Genomic DNA, 11,408 nt, shown 5'->3' with positions numbered 1-11,408 from the left:
AACACTCCCGGTCGGCGGGGGTCTGATCGGTGGAGTGTGCAGATGGCGCGGGTGGGGTTGTCGTTCAGCGACAGGTCGGAGATCTCGGCGGCCTCGAAAGCGGGCTGGTCGGTGCGGAGGATCGCCCGTCACCTGGGGCGTTGCCCGTCGGTGATCTCGCGGGAGCTTCACCGGAACTCGACGAAGACCCGCGGCTACCAGGCCGTGACCGCAGACGTCAGAGCGCAGCGTCGGCGAGCTCGCCCGCAGCAGCGGAAGGTCGCGGGGGATCCGGTGCTGCAGGCGAGGGTGGACGCCGACCTGGCCGCGTCCTGGACGCCGAACGAGATAGCGGGCCGGTTGCGTCTGGAGGCGACAGACCCGACCGTTGAACGCATGGCGAACTCTCCTGACGCACGCGGCCGAACCGTCTCCGGTGAGGCTATCTACCAGTACATCTACGCAATCCCGAAGGGTGAGCTCGCCCGCAAGGGCATCTTCCTGCAGTCCAAGCGGACCAAGCGCCGACCACGTACGACCGGGCGGACGCGCGGTGGCCCAATCGTAGGTATGGTCCCGATCGCGGAGCGAGGTGAGGACGCCGCCCAGCGTCGGGTGCCGGGGCACTGGGAGGGTGACCTGATCATCGGGAAGAACGGCACCTCGTGCGCGGCGACGCTGGTGGAGCGGATGAGCGGGTTCACCGGGCTGCTGGCCCTGCCCTCGAAACACGCCGAGCCAACCGCTGACGCGGTCATCGAGTTTTTCAACGACCTGCCCGAGATGATGAAGGCATCGTTGGCGTGGGACCAGGGCAGCGAGATGGCCCAGCACGCGAAGGTCTCCCTGGCCACGGCGATGCCGGTCTACTTCGCCGATCCCCACTCGCCCTGGCAGAGGCCCAGCAACGAGAACACGAACCGGCTCTACCGGGAGTATCTGCCCAAGGGCACGGTGATCCCCGATCACCAGCCCTACCTCACCACCATCGCCGAGGAGATCAACAATCGACCCCGCCGCCGACTGGGCTATCTCACGCCCACCGAGGCATTCGCTCGACTGCTCGCCGGCGAGCCCCATGTTGCTTCGACGCCTTGACATCGCCGGGAACTGATCCGTCTTCGTGGGTAGGTATCTGTCCGCACAGCCACACTATGCCGCCTGCGGTCGCCGAAGCGGCGTACGGCAGGACTTCGCCGCGTGGATTGCTGCGGTAGGTGACCTCGGTCATGGTCTGATCTCCTTGTCCGGTTGGTTGAAGACTGCAGCGATCTTTCGCGTCAGTTCCCACTGCTTGCCAGAGACGCCCATACCGTTACTGGACGCACCAGCTCGACGAGCGATCAGATCTTCAGCCGAATGCGACACACACTGTTCGAAAACCGACGCCCACTCACCGCCGTCGACTGCGACGACAGTCTGACCATCATTGAGTTCCACGGGAAGCCGATCGAGGAAATCGGCCACCTCTCCCCTCATCGTCACCAGGTCGCCCGCAGCCGTCGCACCGCGCAATGACAGCTCGCCCGCGCAGCGCCGAGCCGCGTAGACAGCGCCATCCAGGCGGGATGCGCCCAATCTCAGATGCGCATCGAGCAGTCCGTTGAGCTCATTCATCTCACACCTGACCGCGGTTGCCCGATCTGCGCACGTGGCCAACTCGACCGCGGAGGCCGCGAATGCGAGCAGACAGAGCGGCTGCGAAGAAACGAGATCGACGACCGCAGTCTTCTCAGATTCGAACCAAGTGACCTCACAGGTCGTATCCGACCATCCGTGAGCCGCGATGGCGAGAACCGACTGCAGCCCTATGCCCTCGTTGAGCTCGGCGAACTGCACGGCCTCCGATGCTTCCTGGGCCTCACCATGGCTGGCTCCGAGAACCCTCAATGCGCGATACGAGACCTCTCGCATTTCACGCAGGCTCACGCGTTCGATCATGCACGATGCCGCCATCACGCGATCCTCCTTCCGGGAAGACTTCGTCGAAGAGGCGCAGCCAGTTCTCTCCCAATACGCCTAGGGCCTCCGTCTCCGTGAACCCGACTGCCAGAAGGCCCTCTGTCAGCCTGGGGAAGTCCTCGGGTCCAGTGAACCAGTGCGGCCATGCCGGCCACGTGGCGGTCTCCTGCGACGGGGGACGCCACCGTCCACTGCGCAGCCATTCGACGAATTCGTCGCCCCAGTTCCTAGTGCAGTCGCTGCCGAGGCCGACATGCCCTATGCCGACCTGCTCCGCCAGGCGGTAGACCATCTGACAGAAATCGCTGAGCTGGGCGTGCGCTCCGCCGACGACGTTTGGGTAAAGGCAGGCGCCGATGACACCACCGCGTGATGTCACCGCTTCGATGACAGCATCAGGTTTGTTGCGGGGACTACTGACGAACCAGTCCGGGTTCGAATGGGTGATAGCCACCGGAGATGCCGATGCTTCGGCCGCGTCGATCGACGTGCGGTCGCCTACGTGCGACAGATCGATGAGGACCCCCGCGCGATTCATCTCGTGCACGACGTTGACCCCGAAACGAGTCAGACCGCTGTCAGTGGGTTCGTAGCACGAGCCCCCGACGCTGTTCTGATTGTTGTAGGTCAACTGCACGATCTTGACCCCGAGTTGAGCGAATACTCTGACCAAGCGGTAGTCGTCCCCGTAGAGGCTTGTGTTCTGCGTCCCGAGAATGACCGCGACCCGGCCTTCAGTCTTCGCCCTCCGAATATCCTGGCTCGAACGCGCCAACGTCACGATATCGCTGTTTCGGTCGGCGAACTGGTTCCATTCGCCGATCGCACGGATGCTCTCCTCGATGCCCTCCCACACGCTCACAGTCGCATTGACGGCTGTCACTCCGCCGGAGATCAGTTCCTGGAGAACTGCGCGAGACCAGTTGTTGATCTGCAGTCCATCGACGATGATCGCGTCATGATGGAACTTCCTGCCATGGGTCATGCCTTCCCTGCGCTTTCAGCTCGGTGGTTGGACTCGGGTCGGAGCGGGAACATCCAGTCATCGTCAGCAGTGCCGGCGTTGATGTCCGCCACTCGCGGTGCGCCCGAGAAGAGGGTCACCCGCAGCCAGTCCGTCGATTGCGGGTTGTAGTTGTCCATGCCGTAAACGGCCAGCTGGAGACGCTGCGGATTGAGCGGAAGGAACCCGCTCGAGCGCAGATTGGCTCGCAACTCTCCGAATCTCAACGGACCGACCTTCTGCACTCGTGCGACAGCGGCTCGAAACCTGGGTTGGGAGACGAGGAATTCTGCGACGGTGAGATCGCTTGGCAACGACGCTACCGACTCTCGCAGGTTGTGGATCTCCTCGGCGACGTTGACACCATGTTGCATGTCGAGGCCCTCGTCCGAACCGGTGCAGCCCCTTCGAGGCTCCTCGCTCGTGGCAGAAGTGAACCAGAAGCGGTCGGTCTGCGACGAGTCGGAGAAGTCGAATTCATCGATCCACGAGTAGTCCCTGCCGATCGCATCACGAAGATGCCCGATTCGCCATTTCGGATCGACGTGGCGATCTTCGACGCGGACCAGAGACGCCTCCACCTCCGAGTCGAGGTCACCGGTGAGTTCGGTGATCACAGTGGCTACGATGCCTCTTACTTCGGGGCCCGCGCGATCCGCAGCATCGTGGAGAGTCCGCCAGGGAGTAGCCGTCGCCGTCGAGTTCATGGTGCCGAAGTCGACGTACTCCCTCACAAGAGCGCTCATGGGGTCAATACTTTCGGCCAGTCGTTCGCCGGAGGTGAAGGGCACAGGCTCGTCGGGGCCCTGTTGGCGAAGGTAGGCGGCAATTCGCTCCAACAGCGTTGCCACGGTGAAGACAGGCTCACTCGAGGGCCGATCCTCACGGTCGAGCGCCGTTGCAAGAGGAAACTCTCGCGACCATAGCCAAGCATCGAGGATCTCCGGATGATTGACGACGTACGGTACGAGGCCAAGACCAGTGGCATTGCCCAGACCAAAGTATCGTGCCCATTCTTCGTCGAACGACGCCGCGCCTGGATTCTTTGCCCTGGCGCAGTGTTCGGCTAGGTCGAGACTGAATTCCCTGAATAACCAGGCAGCGATCATGTGTGCTCGGTACGGAACCGCGAGCACATGTTCCGCGGCGAAACCCTCGAAGTCCCTCATGCCGAACTTCCCGTTGCTGTAGAACGCGGTCGACCGGAGGAGATACGGGGACAGACCTAGGATGTCAGCATTCGGCTGCCGACCTGCTGCCAGGTCATTCACTACCTGGTCGAAGAATCGCACGCTCCGATTCGCCCGGCCCCAGATGACCGTGCTCGGCATCGCGCGACCCTCCTCTTGGACGGTCACGTGTGACCGGAGGTCTTCGATGGCACCTGCATCGAGCGAACCTTCGACGAGCGCGCCCGTCACATCCCATCTCTCTGCGATCACTCTGTCAGTGCGCGCATCCTCCGAGATCACCTGGGAGAAGAGGGCAAGTGTGAGAAATTGGTCCTGGCTGGCCGAGATCTCGTAAGCGGCAGTGCCTCGGCCCAAGTCGTCGAGCTCGAAGACGGTTCGCCGAATGGTCCAATGATCGAGCGACATCTTTCGAATGAGCTGTCGCGCGAAACTGTGCCGTGTCGCTCTCGCGCCGCCCATATCAGTCGGGCGGCAGACTTCTGCGGGACTGCGCATGGATACATCCGCAATGTTCGTCATCACTGTCATTCGCCGTCCTCAGGTCACTGGGCTGAGACGCTGGTACGCGGCTTTGGTGATGCTGAAGAACTCGGCTGCAGAGTCACTCGCCTGTTCACGAGGTGCAGGGAATGAAGAGGCGGCAAGGCCGCCGAAGGGCGCGTGAATCTCCGAACCCGTGTTCGGCCCGTTGACTTTGATCAGGCCGGCGGTGAGATCAGCCAAGCAGCGTCGAACGATCCGCTCGTCATCGGTGAACACCGAAGCGGTCAGTCCGAACTCCGTGTCGTTGGCGAGTCCGATTGCGTCGTCGAGATCGTCGGCGCGCATGAGCAGAGGCACTGGGCCGAAGACCTCCTGGCGCGCAATCGCCTGATCCGTGCTTCCCTCGAGAAGAGTCGGAGGCACCCAACACCCGACTGTCGTCGGAATCGGAGCCTGAGCGATGACCTCAGCTCCTTCCGCCACAGCCTGATCGATGGCACTGGTGATCTCTTCCGCCGCACGCGCATTGATGACCGGGCCGAGCTCGCTCTCAGAGTCGGTACCCGGTCCGACGCGAAGTGCCGTGAACCGCCTGACCAGTGCCTCTCGAAGCGGTTCGTAGCTGTTTCCCACTGCGATGATCCGGCGAACTGCCGTGCATTTCTGACCGGTGCTGTTGACTGAGGCGGCGACGATGAGTTCAGCGGCGTTTTCGACATCCGCGTCGGGGAAGACGAGGGCCGGATTGTGTCCGCCGAGTTCCATCTGCAGACGTGCGCCGCGGCCCGTGACCGTCGCCCTGATCTGTTCACCGACTGGGACGGAACCGGTGAACGAGACCGCATCGATCGCCGAGTTGCCAACGAGGTGCGAGCCGAGCGAGCCCGGGGCCAAGACGAGGTTGAGCACCCCGGACGGCACACCTGCCTCGTGGAGGATCTCTGCGAATACCGCCGCGCACGCTGGGGTGTCGCTCGCAGGTTTCCAGACGACGGTGTTTCCCCACAGGAGCGCCGGAGCGATCTTCCACGCCGGGATCATGATGGGGAAGTTCCACGGCGTGATGATGCCCACTACGCCGACCGGTCTGCGCAGTGTGCGCACGACCTCCTCCGGATGAGTAGCAGGGTAGGTGGCCCCGTTCGGACGGCGAGAGGCAGCGGAGTGATAGTGCAGGGTCTCGACTGTGCCGGCGACTTCGATTCGCGAATCCGTGAGGGTCTTTCCGTGCTCACGAGTCATCAGCTGCGCGACCTCATCCGCTCGATCGTCGAGTATGTCCGCAGCCCTTCGCAGGATCGTTCCACGAGCGAGAACGCCCACCTGATCCCACTCTCGCGCGGCCGCTACGGCCGCTCCGACCGCAGCATCGATCTGTTCTTCGGTGACGGCACGATAGGCGGCGACAGCGGCTCCATCCGGGTCGGCCGGATCGAGACTTCGGACATCTCCGCCGTCGCCGTTCACCCACTCTCCGCCGATGAGGCTGCGGATTTTCTGAGGTCCGTTCATCATGTGCTGCTCCTTGCTAGGTCGGTGTGGCGTATAGGGATGTGTACTGACTGGATATTCACGTCGCGGCGTCCGGCTCCACCCGGGGTGCCTCTTCTCGTGTCGCCCGCAGGCCGATCTGCCTTTTCCGCGAAACCACCCCCTGCTCAAGGGCCAAATTCCGCAGAAGGACTGGTGCTGCAACAAGGGAGGGCAGCATGACGAAGCCGACGGGAACAGCGGCGATGACGATCGCAGACTGGAGGGCGCCGACTCCTCCATCGCCGATCGAGATCAGGACTGCGGCAGCTGCTCCGATGAGCACCGCCCAGATCACCCGGAGACGGGGGCCCGGATCTCCTGCGCTCATGCACGACTGAGAGATCGCGAAAGACATCGAATCTGTCGTCGTCGCGACGAAGGTCATCGTCAGCACCAGAAATCCGATGGCGATGGGAACAGACATCGGCAGTTCTGAAGTGATCGCGATGATCGCAGCAGGCAGTCCGTCGTCCGCAAGGGGTCCAGTCACTGCCCCCGGGGCCTTTTGATCCACGTAGATGCCCGTGCCGCCGAGCACGGCGAACCAGACGGTCGTCGCAATCGGCGGCAGGATACTCGTGCCGATGAGCAGGTCCCGAGCGGTCCTCCCCCTTGAGATCCGCGCCACGAAAATGGCCATCAGCGGAGCGTATCCGAGGAACCACCCGAAGAAGAAGACCGTCCAGCTCGCGGTCCATGCGCTGTCACCCTGGAAGAGCGAGAGCGGAACGAAGTTGGCAATGTACAGGCCCAGCCCTCCCAACAGGCCGCGTAAGACATACCAGGCGGAGCCGAGCGCCAGGACTACGGCGATCAACCCCAGAGCTAAGAAGACGTTGACGCTGCTGAGCAGCTGAATGCCCTTGTTGATTCCGGAGAAGACGCTCACGCCTGCAATTGCCGTGAGCACGGCGATCACCATCACCTGAACCCAATAGACGTCTGGGATGCCGAAGAGCGACTCCAGGGCATAGGAGATCTGGAGGCCGAGGAAACCGACAGGACCAATGGTCCCAGCAGCAACGGAAACGATGCACACGACGTCGACCACCGCACCGACACGGCTGGTGGCCGCCTTTCTGCCGAGGATCGGATAGAGCAGGCTCCGCGGACGCAGTGGCAGTCCCTTCTCCGCTGCGATCATCATGACGATTGCACCCAGCGAGCCGAGGATCGCCCAAGCGAGAAAACCCCAGTCAACGAAGCTCACGGCCAGTGCGGCGAATACGCCCTCTTGGCTGCCCTGCTCAGTTCCCGCGAAGTACGGAGGCACGGTCGAATAGTGGTACAGCGGCTCGGCGGCAGCCCAGAACACTCCCCCTCCAGCCAGAAGTGTGGTCATGATCATGGCAATCCATTTGAAGCGACCGTATTCGGGCGCAGCCGATCCTCCGAGACGCGCCTTCGCCCACGGGGTGAAGATGAGCGCAAGTGCGACGAAGAACGTCAACAGGAGAAGCCACTGCCAGTAGAGACCGAACCACGACGTGGCCGCTGCGAAGCCGAATGCGACACCGTCCGCGACGAAGTCGGGCGCGACGAGTGCGGCGACGACGAATGCAGCGAGGATTCCCGTGCTCCACCCTGCAACCGACCAGTCGGCACGGGGACGAGGGTCGTCAGAATCTGCCGGAGCGTAATTGGGGTCTTTGCTCATTGATCGAATCCGTTCATCAAACCGGGCCGCGTTGCCCGAGCTGACACTTCTGCGTGCCGTTTTCATCGTCCAGCGTAGGGAGCTGAATCATTTCAGTCCAAGACTTGTTTAGTATTGATTGATTCATAATTGGCAATACTGCAGAATGTCGATATGGAACTCAGGCAACTCAGATACGCGGTCGCGGTCGCCGAAGATCTGCATTTCGGCCGGGCCGCCGATAGACTCCATGTGGCCCAACCCTCGCTTTCGCGACAGATTCGCGACTTGGAGCGGAGCCTCGACGTTCGAATCTTCGACCGCACGAGTCGCACAGTTGTGCTGACGGCAGCCGGAGAAGCCTTCATTGAAATGGCGCGACGGACAATCCGAATGGCTGATGCGGCAAGTGACACAGCGCGCGCGGCTGCATCAGGGTGGACGGGTCGGGTCGCACTCGGGTTCGTCACCTCAGCTGCCGGAGAGATCCTCCCGCCGCTCGTTTCCTCTCAGCGGCGCATCCGCCCAGCAGTACTACTTGACCTGCGTGAACTCAACTCCTGGCAGCAGGTCGAAGCTCTCCGACGCGGCGAGATCGACCTGGGGATCACTCGCGACGTCGCACCTGCCGACGACCTCACAGTGACGCCGCTCTTCCACGAGCGTCTGGTCGTTGCGGTTTCCGACGCTCACCCGCTTGCCACCTCCGATACAGTCGGTCTGGACGATCTCTCAGGTTTCGACTTCGTCGGCCTCCCACGCCTGAGTGCTCCGCGCACGTGGAGCCTGTTGTCGGGCCTCGCCTTCACCTCGCCCAGCCCCTTCCCGTTTGCTCAAGAAGCGCGGCAGTTCACCACAGTGCTCGCGCTCGTTGCAGCGGAACTGGGAATCGCGATCGTCCCGCACTCCGTGAAGAGCCTGAGACGGGAAGGGATCCGTTATCTGCATTTGCGAGAGCCCGAAGCCTACAGCGAGGTCCAAGTCGCTCGCCGCAGTAAGGAGTCTCAGATCAGCGTCCTTCAGTTCCACGACCTGACTGTCGAAACCCTGAAGTCAGTCGAACTCACCGGAACTCAAGGGACCGGGTGACAAGCTCGAACAGTGCGGTGACACCTAATCGACCAACCGGATTTCGCGAACCCGGCGACCGGTCAAGTACGCCATGGCCCGCCGCAGTGCCTCACGCGATCGCGACGACCGTCCCGGCGACGACGAGGAGGATGAGGTAGCCCCACGCGTGGACGAGGTCGGGGATCCGCGGCACGCGCCTGCGCAGAAGCACGATGATCGGAATCGCCCCGAGGAGGAGGGCGGCCGCCGATCGCACGTCGACGGACCCGACGAAGCCGGGTGCCTCGACCTGCCCGTGCGCGGTGAGCGTGATGATCACCGCCGGGGTCATGATGATGAGCGTGAGCGGGTTCGCCAAGGTCGTCGCCACCGTCATCGTCGCTCCCGAGCGCCGCATCATCGGCACGGTCATCACACTGCCTCCCACCCCGAGGAACGAGGCGAGGCCGCCGATCGGCACACCCCACACCGGTGAGATGCCGCGACCGCCCTCGCCCGTCTCGGCGTCGGCCTCGGGTCTCCTCCGGAAGAATCCCGGGCGCAGCACGATGTCGACGGCCGTGACGGCGACGTAGACGACGAAGCCCCACTGGAGGAGCATCTCGGGGGCGAACCGCGCGGCGAGTGCGCCGAGTCCCCCGCCGAGTGCGAGGAGACCGAAGAGCCACCACCTGCCGGTCAGGTGTGCCAGCGTCTCCCGCCTCGTCGAGACGGTGGCGACGAGGGCGCCGACGAGCATGACGAGCGCCGAGGTGGCCGCGGCCACGCGCGCGGTGTCCGCACCGAGGTCGGCGTCGACGACGGTGATGATCGGCACGGTGACGAACCCGCCGCCGAAGCCGAAGAGCACGGTCGTCAGGCCGACGAGCACCCCGACGAGCACGAGCACCGCGAAGTCCATCTCCCCATCACACCGCACGCGAGCCCGGCGGACAAGGGCTGTGCCACGACCGTCGCTCCCGACGGGACCTCTCCGCGGCGACCGGACAGGGGGACTTGACTCACGGTCGTAGGCTGAGGACATGGAGTTCAGATATCTCGGAAACAGCGGTCTGAAGATCTCGGAGATCACGTACGGCAACTGGCTCACCCACGGTTCCCAGGTCGAGAACGACATCGCCACGCAGTGCGTCCATGCCGCGCTCGACGCCGGCATCTCGACCTTCGACACCGCCGACGTCTACGCGAACACGGCGGCCGAGCAGGTCCTCGGCGATGCGCTGGCCGGCCAGCGTCGCGAGTCGCTCGAGATCTTCACGAAGGTCTACTTCCCCACCGGCCCCAAGGGCCACAACGACACCGGACTGTCACGCAAGCACATCATGGAGTCGATCAACGGGTCGCTCACCAGACTCGGCACCGACTACGTCGACCTCTACCAGGCCCACCGGTACGACTACGAGACGCCGCTCGAGGAGACGATGCAGGCCTTCGCCGACATCGTCCGCGCAGGCAAGGCGCTCTACATCGGGGTGAGCGAGTGGAACGCCGATCAGCTGCGTGCGGCGCACTACCTCGCCCGTGACCTCGGGATCCAGCTCATCTCGAACCAGCCGCAGTACAACATGCTCTGGCGGGTCATCGAGGAGCGGGTGGTGCCGACGTCGAAGGAGCTCGGCATCTCTCAGATCGTGTGGTCGCCGATCGCGCAGGGCGTGCTCACCGGCAAATACAAGGTCGGGCAGCCGGCCCCCGCGGGCTCACGGGCGACCGATGAGAAGGGCGGGGCCGACATGATCTCCCGCTACATGAACGACGAGACGCTCACCGCGGTCGCGAAGCTCGAGCCGATCGCCTCCGACCTCGGGCTGACGATGGGTCAGCTCGCGATCGCGTGGGTGCTCGCCAACGACAACGTCGCCACAGCCCTCGTCGGGGCGTCACGTCCCGAGCAGGTCGAGTCGAATGCGGCCGCCGCCGGGGTCAGACTCGACGCCGAGGTGCTCGCCCGAATCGATGAAGCCCTCGGTGATCTCCCCGAGACCGATCCCGCGAAGACCCAGTCCCCGCCCACCCGCATCGTCTGAGGGCGGTCCCTTCCCCGCCGAGGCGGCTCTGCCGGGCCGTCAGTACGGAAGTCCCGTGAACCGGTCGATCCTCGGGTTCTTCGGCTCGACCGGTTCGACGATGTGGGAGGTCGCGCACGCGGTGAGGACGCCGGCGGGCAGGCCCAGGGCGAGCGCGAAGAGCAGGGCCGACCACTCATACGCGCCGATGTAGTCACCCGGACCCTGGATGATCATTCCGAGGATGTTCAGGGCGACGAGCACGGAGACGAGACCGAGGCCGAAGCAGCAGAGCACCGCGCCGACTCGACTGCGCAGCCGAGGGGCCGCCAGACGCACCGCGAACTCCGCTGGGATGCCCATGACCAGACCGAGTACTCCCCCGAATGCGGTGCTCACAACGAGCATGACGATCTGCCCGGGGTCGAACTCGAGAACGACAAGCGAGATGATGAGGCCGCTCGCGGCGCCGATCCCCGCGGTCAGAAGCACGAACCTGCCGAAGGAGAGCCGCTTGCGAAAAGTCGGAGTCATACCGTCAC

General features: G+C 63.8%; 10 protein-coding genes. 3 read left to right on the top strand and 7 right to left on the bottom strand.

The window, feature by feature from the left end; translation table 11 throughout:
* The coding region (locus EZE58_RS04375) for an IS30 family transposase (protein ID WP_240941127.1) at positions 1 to 1,077 on the top strand (1,077 nt) is incomplete at its 5' end.
* A 129-nt stretch (positions 1,078 to 1,206) separates the two neighbouring features.
* Here EZE58_RS04375 and EZE58_RS04370 read toward each other — a convergent pair.
* From EZE58_RS04370 to EZE58_RS04350, 5 genes are read right to left on the bottom strand one after another with little or no spacing between them, the layout of a single operon-like run.
* Positions 1,207 to 1,938, bottom strand: coding sequence for a hypothetical protein (locus EZE58_RS04370; RefSeq protein ID WP_141236351.1), 732 nt, complete (start codon positions 1,936 to 1,938; stop codon positions 1,207 to 1,209).
* Positions 1,895 to 2,926 (bottom strand): membrane dipeptidase, encoded by a 1,032-nt coding sequence (locus tag EZE58_RS04365; RefSeq protein WP_063248888.1) that lies wholly within the window; start codon positions 2,924 to 2,926, stop codon positions 1,895 to 1,897. Before EZE58_RS04365 ends, EZE58_RS04370 begins: the two co-directional genes overlap by 44 nt.
* Positions 2,923 to 4,656 carry a hypothetical protein gene (locus tag EZE58_RS04360; protein WP_205772106.1) on the bottom strand — a complete coding sequence of 578 codons (1,734 nt, stop codon included), beginning with the start codon at positions 4,654 to 4,656 and terminating at the stop codon, positions 2,923 to 2,925. The genes EZE58_RS04365 and EZE58_RS04360 overlap by 4 nt, the downstream gene beginning before the upstream one ends.
* An 18-nt stretch (positions 4,657 to 4,674) precedes the next feature.
* A complete protein-coding gene (locus tag EZE58_RS04355) occupies positions 4,675 to 6,135 on the bottom strand; it encodes an aldehyde dehydrogenase family protein (RefSeq protein WP_217987195.1) in 1,461 nt (486 codons plus the stop codon).
* A gap of 55 nt (positions 6,136 to 6,190) precedes the next feature.
* Positions 6,191 to 7,810: a BCCT family transporter gene (locus EZE58_RS04350; RefSeq protein ID WP_095376283.1), complete on the bottom strand. Its 1,620-nt coding sequence runs from the start codon at positions 7,808 to 7,810 to the stop codon at positions 6,191 to 6,193.
* Between the two features lie 153 nt (positions 7,811 to 7,963).
* On the opposite strand from EZE58_RS04350, the gene EZE58_RS04345 reads away from it, so the two are divergent.
* Positions 7,964 to 8,878 (top strand): LysR family transcriptional regulator, encoded by a 915-nt coding sequence (locus tag EZE58_RS04345; RefSeq protein WP_063248886.1) that lies wholly within the window; start codon positions 7,964 to 7,966, stop codon positions 8,876 to 8,878.
* A gap of 91 nt (positions 8,879 to 8,969) precedes the next feature.
* On the opposite strand, the gene EZE58_RS04340 is transcribed toward EZE58_RS04345, so the two are convergent.
* Positions 8,970 to 9,761 (bottom strand): sulfite exporter TauE/SafE family protein, encoded by a 792-nt coding sequence (locus EZE58_RS04340; protein WP_063248885.1) that lies wholly within the window; start codon positions 9,759 to 9,761, stop codon positions 8,970 to 8,972.
* Positions 9,762 to 9,882: 121 nt separating this feature from the next.
* Here EZE58_RS04340 and EZE58_RS04335 point away from each other — a divergent pair, with 121 nt between their 5' ends.
* Complete coding sequence (locus EZE58_RS04335; RefSeq protein ID WP_063248884.1) at positions 9,883 to 10,887, top strand: aldo/keto reductase family protein; 1,005 nt, start codon at positions 9,883 to 9,885, stop codon at positions 10,885 to 10,887.
* A gap of 39 nt (positions 10,888 to 10,926) precedes the next feature.
* Here the strand turns inward: EZE58_RS04335 and EZE58_RS04330 are convergent, their stop codons facing one another.
* Positions 10,927 to 11,400 (bottom strand): hypothetical protein, encoded by a 474-nt coding sequence (locus EZE58_RS04330; protein ID WP_063248883.1) that lies wholly within the window; start codon positions 11,398 to 11,400, stop codon positions 10,927 to 10,929.
* Positions 11,401 to 11,408: the final 8 nt, after the last annotated feature.

The organism is Brevibacterium sp. LS14, assembly GCF_012027885.1.
Classification (GTDB): Bacteria; Actinomycetota; Actinomycetes; order Actinomycetales; family Brevibacteriaceae; genus Brevibacterium; species Brevibacterium casei.
The sequence above is the reverse complement of the archived record's forward strand: the minus strand, read 5'-3'. Positions and strand labels throughout refer to the sequence as shown.